A 14,408-nucleotide genomic window follows, 5' to 3' on the forward strand; every position below is an offset into this window, starting at 1 on the left:
GCACCCACCAGACAGAGAGATCCGACTAACCGCTTCATTCCACGTGCTCCCGGTCCCTCACCTCATCGATCTGCCAACTGTCGATATCGGTTGAGTAGCGAAGCTCGATGGTGCGTGCAATTGTCGGAACGTAATCGACACAGGTATTGGTCACGAGGTAATGCAATTCAGATTGCCGGGACTGGGAGCCATAGGTTTTGGCGTCCTCGAACGTGAGGCTCTCGCACTTTGCATTCATTCGCTCGAGTTCGAGAACGCGATGCTGCTCAATGGCTGTACCCTGGCCGGTTGTCTGGGCCAATTGGGCGACCAATTCGCTCAGAAAGCGGCGGTATTTTCGACTGTAGAAGACATTCAAATCCCGATCAGACAAGCCGACAGCAGCCTTGTCGTAATAGATTTCAACCAATTCTCTGGCGTTCGCTTCCGTTGCCAAACGCAAAGATTTTCGGTCGTACTCAGGGGGATCGGCGAGCGCCAATGTGCTCAGGCCCGCCGAAAGCAGCAACAGGGTCAGTTTTTTCATCGCTAATCTCCAAAGTAGCCTTTGCGGTCCATTTTGAGTTTCCGCCAGATCGGCAGAATCTTCTGCACGAGCTCATCGCGATTTCGAATAGCTCGAATTCGAATGATCGGTTGATCCGCATCTTTTGTTTCAAGAACCAGCGTGGACAGACCGAACAACCCCATGAGCCCTGCCGGCGGACTCTTAATGTCTGACACCTCTGACATTTCGCAGAACAATTCCTGGCGGAAGATTGAGGTGATGCCCTTTGCTTCTTTGATCTTGTTGCGGGTGATAACGGTCCGCTCACACTTCACCGTGAGATAAGACATGAGAACATTCAGGACGCCAACGATGAGAAGCCCGTAGATTGAATACCGGACGACTTGATCGATCAGTGGTGTGTATTGCTCTTTCAGCCCTGCATTCCATAACACCAGGCCAACGCCGGCCGCCGCGAAAACGAGGCCCCAAAAGATAAAGCCACCAAGATTTACTATCTGCGATGGACTGCCCTCCCAAACAACTTCTTCGTTGTCGTAAGAGACGGGGGAGCTGGCGTCCAAAGGATCCGTTTTCGGATTCGCTTCAGCCTCGATTTTATTGGTCTCGCTCATGATTTCGTCCTATGCAGCTCGAGCATGTTCCAGGCAAGCCAGTGCCGTCGTTATCGAAGCAGTTGCCGGAACGTCGGGCTGGTGTTTGCTGAGTTTGTGGTGGAGGTGGTCTGATGAGCCCAGAACGAGGTGAACCACTGGTCTAAGTCCGGCGGAAGCCAAAAGCCAATTGTCTGGCTGATGGTCCACTACGATCAGAACATCCTGCGGGCGTGATTGGGCGATCACGCTTCCCAATATGGTTTCCGGGTCTCTTGCCAGGTCCAAATTGTTCAAAACCAGGACCGGGCATTCTGAGGGAATCTGAATCACGCTCTGCCGCCTGCACTCAATCAGACAAAACGTAGAAAAGTGTTCGAGCAACTGGAATAAACTACGGTCGATGGCCGCGTCGGCAGAATGGAATTCGGTAACTCGCATGACGTTCATTGTTACCGCCCTCACCTTAAGGCCTGCTCAAACGCACCAAGCAACAGCATGAAACTGATCGACATGCCCAGTGCGGTTATCGCTCGACTCATGCTGCGATACACCCGCTCTTTTTCCTTATAAAGCCCCGTCACAGAGAGCCCGATTTCTACGCAGGCAAAGAGAATTCCCATTTTGGCGGAGATGAAGAGCAGCAACGGAAACGTCATGCTGACGGGGTCACCCATCTGAATGATGACAAACATCGCAATCGCAGCAGCCACGACGACGAGCAGCGGGTATGACCGGGGCGAGCGAAGCCAGCGAGAAAACATCATTTACAACCCAGACGCGATTTTCGGACGTGACCACACTTTGATAGGCGGGTGATCAGCTTTCCTGTCTGCCAAAACCCCATCAAACATCGCCACCACCCGAATCACTGAGATCCCCTCTTTTACTGCGAGAGCGATAATTCGGAAATAAGCCGCAGTGGCGGATTCGGCCGTTGCCTCAAACTGGTATTTGGTCCGGTATTCCGTGTACACGTCGGCATTGAAAAATTGCCCATCACAAAGCCGGCCGCCGAAATTCGCGTGAACGATATTGGTCAAAGGGTCACCCCATTAGAAGAAAAGTGAAGCGAAAAGAACCAACGCGGCGCCGGTGATGACCACATTGATCTGCCGATCCTGAGACAGAAGCTGGTCACGCTGTTGGCCGTCTATCTTCCCAGACTGCAAGAGCCGGTTAACGAGCCATCGGATTAACGGTGTGGTGATGAACATGAAGGCGCCCTCCTGAGCTTCTGGCCAGTTTATTGAGGGCACTCGACGAATTGGGGATCAAAAGGTCAGCGGAGTGTGACCTTTTAAAATTCGGGTCTCGGGTAGTCCCCGGCAGCCAGAGCCTGCTCAACAAGCGCGATCTGAAATACCAGGTGTGCCGCTGTATTGAGATTCTTCGTGTCATCCAACCACGACTGGAGTGTTCCAGCTTCCTGCTGCTTAAAGGCTTCAAAACTGTCAGCGCGCGCGACCGCGGGATTGATGTTGCTGTAGGGCAGGAAACTGGCAAAAGAATGCTGCCGGGCCAGTCGAAGGATCACTTTGCGTGCTCTACCCAGGATTTTGCGATCATTCCGGTACAAAACACCCACCGGTGTGCGCAGAGCCAACCAGATAGCAATATCCGCCAGCAAGAATCGCCCTGACAGTGAGTAGTGAACGAGGATGATTGAGACCGCTGCCAACCCGATTTGATCCGCGATGCCCGCCGCCTCGAATCGAAAGCTCAGTACAACCAGAAGAAGCACTGACAAGACCCAGATGACCAGTGACGCTCCAGCCGCGATCAGGCGAGCCGGTGTGCTGGACAGACCCTGAAAAGTAACTGTCTTGAGCAGCTCTGATGTAAAACTCATGTCCGTGATGTCCCTGTTTGTGTGTTGCTTTTACTTTCTCACGGAATTTTTCACGGGCAAGGTAGCTAGCAGGAAGAAAAAAACCCGCCGAAGCGGGTTTTGAGGGTCTAATTCGATTTTCGACAGTCTTGTTGATCCGCCAGGCGACAAATCTCTTGCCACTGAAGGCGGCGCTGATAGATCACAAAGCCGGTACCGACTGTGCCTACCAGGGTAAGGACGATTCCAAACATGAGAAAAACTGACATGGCATTGCCCATCATTGTTTACCTCTTGTCATTGGAGCGGAACGCTTACTGACAGTCAAGTTCAGGCGCTGACTGCGCAGCACCGGAAGATCCTGGATCAGCTCATGGCCTGCGAGATCGCGAGCCATCTCCACTTCTAACATGAGAATGATGGCGAGCAACCACGTCACTAGAACCATGGCGATTGCGTCAAAACTGGTAAGTTCCAGTCCATCGGCAAAGGTTTGGAACAGGTGTCCGGCCATTAAAGCGGAGGCGGCGTAGGTCATCGTTTTCAGACTGCCCACCAACCTGGTGCTTCGCCGGTAGCGCATTTTCTGAATGATCAGATCCTGCGTCCGTAGTTTGTTGAGTTTCTGGTACAGCAATTTCATACGTATGTTCTCTCCAGGCAAGACCTCGCTCAGAGAAAACAAGCCAGACCCCCGAGAGGATTGGCTTGCTCTCCGAGGTCGGCATTTTGTGGTTTAAGCAGTCTGTCGTGGACGGTCCCTCAAGACGTTTCCGATCTGGCCAAAACCAGAGGGGTCACGCATTAACTGGTCCGCCCAGTCCACACCTTTAGAATCCGATTCGAGCATCGGAATTGATGGCAATATCAACTGAACATCCAGGCCCAGAAGACTGAGCTTCCCGGCCAGCGTGTTTGCAGCGACTTCACCCGCTTGGTTACGGTCTTTGTCGACGAAAATAAGAACCTTTTCTACCCATTCGGGTGGCAGAAAGGATTGCATCATGGTCGTCGACAGCGTTGGCCACACTGGCAGCTGCGTCATAAGGGTTACCGAAAGAGCTGTCTCCAGTCCTTCTGCGACACCCATAACGGTTCCTTTCACCGGATTCACGCGAATCTGGCGACCCCGGCTTTCTCTGTTGACCGCGGGGGTAAGTTTTCGCGACTTGTTCTTGCTGTCGGAAAACTCCACCTTTAGGCCACTCTTGGTAATGAACGTCCGATGAATCGAGACTGGTTCACCCGCGTTATTGCGGACCAGACCAAGAATTGCCCCGTACTGGCCCAGCGTTTTACCGTCGGCACCAACGTAGTTGAGCGACGGATGGAACCGCAGGTCATCGGCTAGCATGGCTGCTGTTCTTAGCCTTCTGCGTTCGAAATAGGCTCTCGCCGGATACGATCGCAGGTCGTTCAGTGGCAGAGCATCCCCCCAGATCTGGTTAAGCCAAAGCCGAAGCTTTGAATCGTCCTGGATCTGAGTCTTGGGCGTCCTGATCGGTTTGGTGTCCACGATCCTTCCGCCCAAAAAGGCTTCAAGTTCGTCGTAGGTCTTGGTGAATGACCAATCGTTCACCCACATCAGCATATCGATGCCTTCAGGGATCACTCGCCAAGCCTGTTTTACGCCGCCACCGGTGGTGTTGGCGTCACGAAACAGCCGGAAGCCATCGGTACCACCGTCAATGGGACAAGGCACGTTTTTGCCAAGCTTATTGACCGCAGTTTCAAGGGCTGGCGCCAGTGCAAGAAAAGCACTGAGCCAACGTCCTTCCATGCGACGTTTCAAAGCAGTTGAGTTTCGTTTTTCCATGGTTCTCCTCCAGGCAGTGAACTTTTCAAGGGACACTGCCGAGCAGTGAGTAAGAAAGGGCCAGAGCCTTTTCAGTCATCAGTGAAGCGTCAGAACGACTCTTTTGTATTGCACCCAGGTATTCCCGAACTGCTGGAAAAACAATTCGGTGGTTTTCCGGGGCTCATAGATCGTCATGAGTCGGATTGGCTTGCCGTTCCGCGTGGTCAGGCCCTGCTCAATCGAGAGTTGAGGTTGTTGAGACATGGTGCGTTTCCTTTTGAGTATTGAGGGAACACACCAGCCCCAAGGGACAGAGTGTGTCCCTCAGAGGGTTGAGGTCTTTTATTAGCCGAGCATCTTCTTGCGGTAATACCGCAACCACTCGACCATTGTTTCCGGATCTACGCCCCACTCCCTGCAACAAGTTGCAAAGGAAAAGGGCATTTCCCGATTTTCGGACAGGATCCACTCCCAGGCTTCGTCACACGGTTTTCGAACACCACCGTGCTGACGGATGCCAAAGGCGCTTTTCACTGACTCGATAAGAAGCCGTTCACGAATATCCGCGAAGGCTGATTCGGGGATCTCCTGCAGTGGGCCTGAAGGCTCACAAAAGTCCGGTTTCCGAGAGGTTTCCATGTGTCCTCCTTGCGAAGAACACACCAACCCAACGGGAAGATGTGTTCCCGCCTGGGCTGTTGGAAGATTGTGGAGTCAGGGATCGAGATCGAGGACGTTGCCGGCGATGCGAAACAAAGCTGATTGCAGCTCCCTCACATCGTTGATGACTGTCCAATTCCCGAAATACGACTTCACAGCGTTTGAGCCTATACCGATGGCGTAGGTGTCGATCTGGTGTTTCATCAGATCTAGCAGGTAGTTGACTGCGTGACCGTTGTTCGGAGAACCGTCGGTAATCACAATCAGGACCTGACGTGGTTTATGACTGGCACTGAGTTCCCGTGCCGCGTAGAGCATTGCTTCAGCCAGAGGTGTGCCACCGCCGGAACTGACCAGGAAGCGCCCAAGATTGGGTCTCACCGGCTGTCCACGATGGATCATTGGACTGACATTCCCCCCATAACCCGGAAACATCGATACTGCGATGTCACATTTCGGGATGGTGGAAATAGCCAGCGCCAACGACACAGTGGCCTGATTGGCAATCTCCTGTCTTTGGCTCATGGAACCACTCGTATCGAGCAGTACATGAACCGAGGTTTCCGGCCTCTTGTGTTCGTCTCGCTGGATGAACACTCGAGTGTCGCCCGCAGCCAAACGGCTTAGACGACGACCATCAACGCGGCGCCCGCGGTCATGCAACCACTGGCGCTGTCGGGTTTCAGCCTGTAAAAGTCCCAGCAATCGGCTACGAATGCTTGAAGACGTCAAAATGCCCGCCTGCAATTCACTCGTATCACCGTTACCATTCCTCATGTCCTGGCCCACACCGGTATCAATCTCAAAAGATTTACCGGATTGGTCTTCCCGGGCCTGTGAACACAAGTCTTCTTTTAGCTGTTGACCGGGATTGGTCGGCATATCCTGCTCCGACATAACCCGTTCATAGGTGCCTCCTGCGCCGGCGTCACTGGAATCATCCGAAGACGAGTCCGATTCTGCCTGGTCACCCGCTGAGTCCTGATCAGACATAGATTGCTCACCGGAAGCATCCGATGGGCCATCCGTCTGATCAGCGGCTTCAGGAGAGGAATCTCCCTGAGTGTCGCCGTTCACAGATGAGGAATTTTCTGAGTTGGAGTTCGGGTCCGAAGAACCCCCCTGGCCGTCGGGTGACGGATCAGGCGGCTGTGACGAATCACTATCCGGGCTGGACTTTCGCTCCTGCTCTTCCTCTTTCTCGGCATCCTTTAACGCTTTCAAAATGGCCCGGGCCACCTTTAGAGCGTCATCACTGGTTGTCATGGACAACATGTATTTCGCCAGCAACCCGTCCAAACGGACGAAGAAACCTCTGGGAAACGTCTGCTCCAAGACCTTCAAAGACTCTGGAATCAGCGGTTGGTAGACCTGCCGATCCAGAAACTCCCCATACAACCGGTGGTAGAGGTAACGAAACAATTGCGATGCCTCGCTTTCTGCCGCGGTCGGTACGGGTGTCCAGCCTCGCTCATGGATGTAGTTCTCCATGGCTTCCAGCGTGAACTGAGTCCCGGGAAAGGCGAGCTGGATAGCTCGCTCAATCCGGATGTCCTCAATCAAGTTGGTCATACTCTTTTCGATCTCAGACCGACACTTTTTTAAGGTGTCGAAACTGGACTCGCGAATATGAGCTGCTTCGTGAGAGAGATAGCCAAACAGCACATCTTTCATCTCACTCATGTTGTCTAGCATAGGCAGCACAATGGTTTTGCCATCCGTCATGGCGTCTGAGCCCGAAAGCACGACGCGCACACCAAATTGCTCACCATAAGCCGCTGCCACGATTGGTAATGCCCGCTCGAGAGCGGATTGTCTTTGGTTCATAGTTCCGCTCCTAGAAGTAGGCGCCCATTGCTGATGCAGTGGTTGGAGGGGTTGAGGAAGGTGCAACCTGGGGCTGTGCGTTTCCGCTCTGGAGTCCGGCGATCAGTTTTGTCACCGAGAATTCTCCAGACACGATTCTCTCCAACTTTTTATCGTCAGAACACATCGTGAGGAACGTCAGTACCCTGCCGAACACGGGATGATCCTGGTCGATTCGTTCCGCTGGAATAGAGCTACGCAGCGCACGGAATTCGCCAAGAACCCTGAGAATCCGGCCGTTGCCGAAACTCAGGGTGTCCAGCTTGGTCACCAATGGGTCGAGTTGTTTGCAAAGCGTCTTTCCGCCGATGGCGCGTTTCCGCTCCAGAAGACGATCAGACATCTCACGGCAGCTCAGTCCGACTTCGTGCAGGATTTGATCGGCAATTTCCGCCTCATCCGGTTCGAAGCCTTCCAGGGGCTGCATTTTGTAGAGCTTAAATTCGAACTTGAACGCGCTCGCCACGGTTTCACGGTCAGGAACCTGATCCCGCATGATGTGAGCGTATTCTTCGTTCTCCGCGATCCAGTCTTCCTTGTTGCGGTCAAAATCGTTGAGAAATTGCTGCAACGCGGATTCAAAGCCGGCCTTCACGGTTTCGAGTTTGGCGACGACGTCATCAATCGCTTCATCGCGTACAGCGAATCCGCCCATGAAACGTGTTCCTTCAGCCAGACATGCCCTTTCTGCCGATTTGCGCTTACTGAGCAACGGATCGAGAGCTTTGGGAGGAAAGATCTTCTTTCGCCCCAAATCCAGCAGTTTCTGTGGTGGCAACTTGCCGTCTATGCCCAATCGAATATCACTGTCGCGAGAGGCTTTTTTCTCACCGCTCCAGCACCGCATTTTCAGATGGACAAGGGTGGTCCCATGGATGAATTCCATGTGTTATCTCCTTAGCAATTATGAGAAGAGGGTGTACCGCCGGAGGCCGGCGGTGAGTTGTGGTTCAGAGAACCGAGGTCGAGGAAAGACTCAGAAAAAGGCGGCCTTTGTGTTTGACTCAATTACCGTCAAATCAATCGGTGCCTCAATTGCGCCCAGTGCGATGGCGTATTTCCTGAAGTCAGCAGTGGGACAGCTCTGACGCATGTCCGAAAACTCCTTGGACGTACCGTAAAGCTCCGCGAGCTCATCGAAACTGTCCGTCAGGAGAGTGTTGTCGTCGTCCACAATTTCTATGGGTGCAAATGAGAGCGAGGCTGAGGGGCCTTGCTCGATCAGATGCCGACGAAGAGCAAACAGCAACAGAATTGCCAACGGACCTTCGGAAAGTTCCGCGCCGCCGCTGTGACTGCCACTTAAAAGGCTTTTGAACACCGGTAGTGAAGCCAGTGTGGTTGCCTCATCACGGAATTGCTCCGTGAAAGTGTTGAGTGCAGACGCCAAGAAGCTGGCGATCTGCATTTCGGGAACCTGAGTCGAGATCCGAAACCAAAACTGGTTTGGAATGCTGCTCTCCAGGTCGTTTTTCGAAACAACCATGTTGGTGCTTCGATCGATCGTCAGCGATTTGAATTTGAGGTAGCCCTTGCGAAGTTTCGCTTCGTACTGCCTTCTCCAATCCGCCTTATCCGAGGAACGATAAACCAAGGGCTTCCCACGGCGTCCATACCAGACATCGTGACCACCTTTGGCGTTTGGCCGCGTATCTATCGCCCAATATTTATCGGACGTTTTATCGGCGTAGTGCAGGACACGGATATCGTCGCTCATGCTCAAGCTCCTTTGGACCAGGAGGTACCAAAGATGTCCTGTGCGATTCGCTCGATTGCTATCCGTTGCTCTGGTTCCGCTTTAGCCAGGAAAGACTGATTCAGCGAATAAGACAGAGCATTTGGTGCATTTCGGAAGGCCAGTGCCAATTTTGCCCAGCGACACAGCGTGCGCGTGGACATGGTGATGGTCAGCGGCGTCGCCGTTTCCTCACCCCCAATGAACAGCTTCCGAATCTGATTCGCTACGCGAACCATCTTCTTACGCAGCTCTTCGGGAAGGTCTGGTGCCTTCTTTTCAAGGATCGTCAGTTCAACGTCCTCGGTTGGATAGTCCACGTGCACCATCCGGAATCGGTCAAGGAAGGCGATATCAAGCTGGTTTACACCCTGATACAGGCCGGTGCTGTCGCCAGAACCAACGCTGTTGCCGTTCACAATGAACCGAAAGTTTTGATGAGCGTGAATCACTTCGCCACCGTTTGTCGCAATGACCAACGGGTGTCCTTCGAGGACATCATGCAAAGCGGCAAGCTGACCGGGATCAGCTCGATCGACCTCGTTCAAAATGAACAGGTGTCCATCACGCATGGCAACAGAAAGGGGTCCGTAAACGAACTCCATCGTGCCGTTAACCAATTTCCAGGTGCCTACCAAGTCGTCGAACTCCATGCGCGAGTGCGCGGTGAAGCTCTGCGTCGGCCAGTTAAGTCGTGACGCAACTTGGTAAGGCAAGGTCGTCTTCCCTGCCCCGTAGTGGCCAGAGAAGTAGAGCCCATCGTCGTCGGGATCATCCAGAAAGTTCAGGATGTCTCGCAGAGTCTCCCGGCGGAAAACGTAGGAATCGTTTCGCTTGGGAATGTAGGGATTGGTGGAATCGGCGAAACCGGCTGTGATTACTTCAGCTGGAACGTCGAGGTTAAAGGTGTTGCGAATGGGCAGTGCCTTGTCGCGAACGGTCATAGAAAGCTCCTTTTCAGTGAGAGTTCACTTATTCCAGAGCGGCATCACACACCAGAAGGTGATGATGGCCTTCTGGCAAGTGAGATTTTTTGAGAGAGGAATTACAGCCGTGGCTGACGTGTCCGTTTCAAATTCCGGTGTGGACACTTATTTTGTCGTGCAAGCACGATCAAAATGCTCAAGGGATTACCCGGTGTAGTAACCGCCTTCCATAACACCCTGGTTGGTAGGGCCCTAGAGAAGGCAGACACGAAAAATGGAACTGTTCCGAGGATAAAGTCCCCGGAACAGCCATTGCTGGTTTAGAAGTAAGCCGCTTTGACTGGCGTAATCACCTCACTCATGTCGCGGTTGACCAGTTCATCCTCAGAACGAGTGAACCGGACTTCCTCGCGAGAGGGCTTGCGGTAATTCTCCAGCTCGGTGCTCAAATCCAGGTCAGGAAAGTTTTCCTGAAGGTATTTGAGGTAGTCGACCGATCCCGACTTCTCGAAGCGAGTGACCTTAACGCCGCCGACATCAGCATGGCGAAAAGGCCCCATCAGGTTGATCAAGGCCTTTTGGACATCTTTCTGGTCTTTTTCAAGAGCCTTAAGCTTGTCCTTCAGAGACTTGATCTGTTCCTGTTGCATTCGCCAGGCTTCCGCATGAGCTTCCCACTTGAATTTTTCCGTTCCGCTTTCCGGGATGAACCAGTCGCGATCAGGATCCAATTCAGGGGGTTGCCCAGTCTGGACCAGTTGCCAAAAGTGCTTGGCAGCCTCGATGATTTGGTTTTCCCGTTCGGGAGTTAACCGAATCTCGAAATCCTGGTCCGCACCATCTTCCCGGTAGAAAATGAGTCGTCCGATGCTCTGGCCGGCCACAGTCAACTGAGCCTGAACCTGAGCCTCATACAGTTTGAAGGCCGTGGACTCGACTCCGTTTGCCTCAAGGTCATCCCAAACAGTTTTGGAAGGCGCCTTGAATTCGTAGGGTTGGTCCTGTGTGTCCACACCATCAAACGAGGCGCGCAGCACATCCCATTTGGCACACTCACCGCACATCGGAAGCAGGAACTCACCGTAGCGGGATTCGGCCAACTGACGTGCTTTATCCTCGAGGGCGACGCCTCGTTGGATGTTCGGGTTGCCTGAAAGGTCTGGCGGGTTAATCCGTCCGATCTTTTCAGCCCAAAGTTGCCAGGGGGTTTTATAGGGGCTCAGTCCGAGGATCACCGGAATGTCTGTTGCGGTTATCCCCAGGGCTCGCCATTTCAGCCATTCTTCAGAGCGTTGGTTCAGGTCAACTACAGTCATTTTCGGCATTACGAATCTCCATAAGAGGGGTAATGCCGCCCAAGGGGTGCATTACCCCATTGGGTTGAGAGAGTGAGTGTTTAGGCTGTCTGGCTCATGGCCGGAAAGTCTTTGATGTACTGTTCGCAGAGTTCTGCAAACATCCTCGCGTAGCTTTCGGATGGAAAGTCAGCGACCGGGAATTCCGGATATTGAAATTGAACACCGGGCCGGAGGTGGCCGATGACCGAATAGAAGTTCGGTCGGCCGTCGTTGCGCTGAGGTTCCGAGACAGATAAACGGCTTTGACTCGGAAGGAGTCGTAGTCGCGGATCTTCTCCAGGCTATCGAAGTAGAACATCGTCATCTTTGGTTGAGTTTGAGCGTTCATGATTATTCCTCTTGAGTAGAGATGAGAGGCATGAACACCCGTGTTGGGGTCCATGCCCCAAGTGGGTTTAGATTTTATTGATTTACCGCTGAGGACGGGACGGGTTGGGCTTTTGCCTTGTCCAATTCGTCCAGAGCGTAGGCCAGCTCAGAGGGATCTTTGATCCTCTCCACCATGACCTCTTTGCACGCTTCAAAAGCGTTTTGGTTTTTTGCCCGGTCCACCAGATTCTTCACGGTGTTGAGCAATTGGGCCGAGAGTTCTTCTCTTGGCGGTGGTGCAGGAAGCGCCGAAGGCGTAACCGGCTTGTGCTGGTTTGCCAGGATCGCCAAGCCTTCTCCGTTCTCCTCGTTGAGGATCCTGAGTGCCTGTGCCATGCGAGGGTTCGAGATTGGCCACCACTTGCTGGCTCGCTTCACGATGCTTTTCAACATCATCTGTTCAGCCCAGTCGACCCAGGGTCCAAAACCTTTTTTGAAGGCTTCGGAAACGTCCCGAATCTTGTCCATGTCAGCTTTCGACATGGCTTCGACGAGAACGCCCCCGGAAGGTAGCTCTGCGATGCAGTAACCACCCCGAATGGAGCCACGATCCGTTGAGAAGGGATCACAGACGTGATCTGGCTTCTCGGCGGGGCCTTTGTAGGAAAACTGGTCTTTCTCGTACACCAGTTCAGCCTTGGCCCAACGAATCGCACCGGTTTCCACGCCAATCGCAATCAATCCCCGATACGAAATATCGAGCATGACCTTGGCGTCTTCATTGCGGCGTAGACGACGAGGGACCAGAAACGCCAAGCCCTGGTTGGGATTGAGCGTCAGTCCGACCGCGGCGACGTTGTACATCGCAAGCCGAAGTGATGAGAGGTTCTTCTTTGCCACATCCAGCAGATAGGAGTTGTTCATCAACTGCTGGGTGGCAAAGATCTGCTCCTGCTTGAAATTCAAACTGGAGCTGTTGAACTTATCTTTTGAGGATTCAATGATCTGATGCCATTGAGCGGGTTGTACTGCCTGAGGTGCCTGATTCATAAAAAGGTCCTTGCGCGTCAAGAATTCCGGGCGATAATTCCCGGAGAGGTGAGAGAGATGCAGACCAACCATTACATCGTCGATGACGAGGGCAATTTCAGGTTCACATCGGTGGGTCTTGAGGAAGAAGGACCGCTACTGGCCAGAGCCGGCATTGATCCCACATCTATCAAGACGTATGAGGCATATATCCAGGCCAGGAAGACCGCAGGGCCTTACTTTATGGATTACCTCAGAGACGAAACTGACCGCATGCTGGAAGGTAAACCGGACACCGTTGAGTGGCAGGCCATCAGATCCATAGCGTTTGGGTCAGATGAAGAGCAGAAAGCTCTGATTGAGAAGATGAAGCGGAAACGGTCGTTTAAGGCTGTTTAGCTTCTTTGCGGGCGTTGATTTCCTCAATGATGCGACTGCGAAGCCACTTCAAAGATTTGATCTGTTCCCGATCGGTGAGAAGCACCAGCATTTCCTGAGAATTGCGAAGGTGCGCTTGAAGTTGTTCGTTACTTGCCGTTTCCAGCCAGTAGTAAACCTCTTTCCTTGAGAACCCCATGATGTCGTCTCCATTGAGAAGATGGGGCTTTCCCGTCAGGGGTATAAGCCCCATTCGGGTTAAAGGTTAAAAAGCCGGCTGCTAGAACGGGTAGTCGTCGTCAAAGCCATAGGCTTCAACTGGCGGCTGTTCCAGATGCCCAGGCTGACTCTGTGAAGCATGAGCCTGCTGTTGGGGCTGTGGCGTGGGAGCGGCCTGCTGCGAACCATTTTTGGAAAAATACTTCGGCAGCTTGCGCGGGAAATCATTAACCACGATTTCTGTGGTGTAACGATCTTCACCGCTCTGGGTTTGCCATTTCCTGGTTCTCAACTCGCCCTCAAGGAACAAGAGATCACCAGGTTCAACGTTCATGCCGATGTGCTCAGCAGTCTTGTTGAAACTGACGCAACGGTGCCATTCAGTGTTCTCTTTCCATTCGCCAGTTTCCCTGTCCTTGAGAGACTTGGTTGTAGCGATTGAATAAGAAACCACCTGCAGGCCGTTTGGGGTGGAGCGAACATCTTTTTGACCGAGACGGCCAATGAGCTGTGCTTTGTTGAGCATGATTATTCCCTCTTGAGCTTAGGTTGAGAGTATTCAATCTCGACAGGTGCACGCTTGCCGGATTGAAGGAGGTGCTGATTTCTCATGTGCTGAAGTTCTGCAGGAGAATCGATGATTGACCGAATGGTCATTTGCTCGGGTTCAGGCTTGTAGAATCGATGGAAAACCCAACGAATCGCGAAGACCATTACTCGAAGCAAAGCTTTCGTATACAGCGTCAAACGACGTTCACACGCTGCGAGAAAACGGTCTCCAGTTTCGAAACCGAGGTCGACCAGGAAAAGCAGAATCCTGCCACCGAACATCAGGACCAGGATTGCAGATAGACCCAAAATGAGTTCCATCAGGCACTCCTTTTCTCAGGTGAGAAGACGTACCCGAACTCGGTGTCATAAACCCAAGTCAGATCCTGTCTCAGAGAGGCATTAAAGTGCGGCAGTAGCAGCACATTGCTGGCCTCAGAAGTGGCAACAACAAAACGCCCTTTGTCCGCCTTTTCGATTGCCTGTTGGATGACTTCATCAACGTGGTTGACGAAATGAGAGAGATGCCTGTTGGCATCGTGTTCACTTCGATTCATGTGAGTGATTCCTTTGGAGTGTTCAGCCAATTGCCGTAGCAACCGCGTCCGTTTCATGGCTAGGTGAGGACGCTGATCAAGTGCCGAGTTCA

At 52.8% G+C, this 14,408-nt stretch carries 21 protein-coding genes; 1 reads left to right on the forward strand and 20 read right to left on the reverse strand.

The genetic code is table 11. From position 1 onward, the window contains the following. Positions 1–34: 34 nt before the first annotated feature. The 16 genes from FO268_RS20225 to FO268_RS20295 form a co-directional block, all read right to left on the reverse strand. The gene (locus FO268_RS20225; protein WP_150995063.1) at positions 35–526 is read right to left on the reverse strand and encodes a hypothetical protein; all 492 of its coding nucleotides are present in this window, start codon (positions 524–526) and stop codon (positions 35–37) included. Between the two features lie 2 nt (positions 527–528). Further along, complete coding sequence (locus FO268_RS20230) at positions 529–1,122, reverse strand: hypothetical protein (protein ID WP_150995064.1); 594 nt, start codon at positions 1,120–1,122, stop codon at positions 529–531. Between the two features lie 440 nt (positions 1,123–1,562). Next, positions 1,563–1,868, reverse strand: coding sequence for a hypothetical protein (locus FO268_RS20235; RefSeq protein ID WP_225316922.1), 306 nt, complete (start codon positions 1,866–1,868; stop codon positions 1,563–1,565). Further along, complete coding sequence (locus tag FO268_RS20240; protein ID WP_150995065.1) at positions 1,869–2,144, reverse strand: hypothetical protein; 276 nt, start codon at positions 2,142–2,144, stop codon at positions 1,869–1,871. A 12-nt stretch (positions 2,145–2,156) separates the two neighbouring features. After that, complete coding sequence (locus FO268_RS22865; RefSeq protein ID WP_191967009.1) at positions 2,157–2,318, reverse strand: hypothetical protein; 162 nt, start codon at positions 2,316–2,318, stop codon at positions 2,157–2,159. Positions 2,319–2,401: 83 nt separating this feature from the next. Beyond that, entirely contained in the window at positions 2,402–2,953 is a 552-nt protein-coding gene (locus FO268_RS20245) for a hypothetical protein (RefSeq protein WP_150995066.1), read from the reverse strand. Between the two features lie 259 nt (positions 2,954–3,212). Next, positions 3,213–3,575, reverse strand: coding sequence for a hypothetical protein (locus FO268_RS20250; protein ID WP_150995067.1), 363 nt, complete (start codon positions 3,573–3,575; stop codon positions 3,213–3,215). Positions 3,576–3,668: 93 nt separating this feature from the next. Continuing rightward, positions 3,669–4,748 carry a DUF7146 domain-containing protein gene (locus FO268_RS20255; protein ID WP_191967010.1) on the reverse strand — a complete coding sequence of 360 codons (1,080 nt, stop codon included), beginning with the start codon at positions 4,746–4,748 and terminating at the stop codon, positions 3,669–3,671. Positions 4,749–4,826: 78 nt separating this feature from the next. Further along, positions 4,827–4,994, reverse strand: a complete 168-nt coding sequence (locus FO268_RS22870) for a hypothetical protein (protein ID WP_157807854.1) — start codon at positions 4,992–4,994, stop codon at positions 4,827–4,829. A gap of 81 nt (positions 4,995–5,075) precedes the next feature. Then, complete coding sequence (locus FO268_RS20260; protein ID WP_041335755.1) at positions 5,076–5,369, reverse strand: hypothetical protein; 294 nt, start codon at positions 5,367–5,369, stop codon at positions 5,076–5,078. A gap of 75 nt (positions 5,370–5,444) precedes the next feature. After that, positions 5,445–7,217, reverse strand: a complete 1,773-nt coding sequence (locus FO268_RS20265) for a vWA domain-containing protein (protein ID WP_150995069.1) — start codon at positions 7,215–7,217, stop codon at positions 5,445–5,447. Positions 7,218–7,227: 10 nt separating this feature from the next. After that, a complete protein-coding gene (locus FO268_RS20270) occupies positions 7,228–8,142 on the reverse strand; it encodes a DUF3150 domain-containing protein (protein ID WP_069183805.1) in 915 nt (304 codons plus the stop codon). A gap of 90 nt (positions 8,143–8,232) precedes the next feature. Beyond that, positions 8,233–8,973 carry a hypothetical protein gene (locus tag FO268_RS20275; protein ID WP_126813391.1) on the reverse strand — a complete coding sequence of 247 codons (741 nt, stop codon included), beginning with the start codon at positions 8,971–8,973 and terminating at the stop codon, positions 8,233–8,235. A 2-nt stretch (positions 8,974–8,975) separates the two neighbouring features. Next, positions 8,976–9,935, reverse strand: a complete 960-nt coding sequence (locus tag FO268_RS20280) for an AAA family ATPase (protein ID WP_041335761.1) — start codon at positions 9,933–9,935, stop codon at positions 8,976–8,978. 302 nt (positions 9,936–10,237) lie between these two features. Beyond that, positions 10,238–11,242 carry a YqaJ viral recombinase family nuclease gene (locus FO268_RS20285; protein WP_041335764.1) on the reverse strand — a complete coding sequence of 335 codons (1,005 nt, stop codon included), beginning with the start codon at positions 11,240–11,242 and terminating at the stop codon, positions 10,238–10,240. Between the two features lie 435 nt (positions 11,243–11,677). Next, positions 11,678–12,655 carry a recombinase RecT gene (locus FO268_RS20295; protein WP_225316924.1) on the reverse strand — a complete coding sequence of 326 codons (978 nt, stop codon included), beginning with the start codon at positions 12,653–12,655 and terminating at the stop codon, positions 11,678–11,680. 36 nt (positions 12,656–12,691) lie between these two features. Between FO268_RS20295 and FO268_RS20300 the strand changes: the two genes are divergently transcribed. Beyond that, the gene (locus FO268_RS20300) at positions 12,692–13,012 is read left to right on the forward strand and encodes a hypothetical protein (RefSeq protein ID WP_053115184.1); all 321 of its coding nucleotides are present in this window, start codon (positions 12,692–12,694) and stop codon (positions 13,010–13,012) included. Here the strand turns inward: FO268_RS20300 and FO268_RS20305 are convergent. The 4 genes from FO268_RS20305 to FO268_RS20320 form a co-directional block, all read right to left on the reverse strand. Then, on the reverse strand, positions 12,999–13,190 hold the full coding sequence (locus tag FO268_RS20305) for a hypothetical protein (RefSeq protein WP_225316927.1): 192 nt from the start codon (positions 13,188–13,190) through the stop codon (positions 12,999–13,001). The two genes, FO268_RS20300 and FO268_RS20305, sit on opposite strands and share 14 nt — an antisense overlap. 81 nt (positions 13,191–13,271) lie before the next feature. After that, complete coding sequence (locus FO268_RS20310) at positions 13,272–13,736, reverse strand: single-stranded DNA-binding protein (protein WP_150995070.1); 465 nt, start codon at positions 13,734–13,736, stop codon at positions 13,272–13,274. A 2-nt stretch (positions 13,737–13,738) separates the two neighbouring features. Further along, positions 13,739–14,080: a hypothetical protein gene (locus tag FO268_RS20315; protein WP_150995071.1), complete on the reverse strand. Its 342-nt coding sequence runs from the start codon at positions 14,078–14,080 to the stop codon at positions 13,739–13,741. Beyond that, positions 14,080–14,316, reverse strand: a complete 237-nt coding sequence (locus FO268_RS20320) for a hypothetical protein (RefSeq protein WP_150995072.1) — start codon at positions 14,314–14,316, stop codon at positions 14,080–14,082. Before FO268_RS20320 ends, FO268_RS20315 begins: the two co-directional genes overlap by 1 nt. Positions 14,317–14,408: the final 92 nt, after the last annotated feature.

Origin of the sequence: Marinobacter denitrificans (assembly GCF_008795955.1) — a bacterium.
GTDB classification, from domain to species: Bacteria; Pseudomonadota; Gammaproteobacteria; order Pseudomonadales; family Oleiphilaceae; genus Marinobacter; species Marinobacter denitrificans.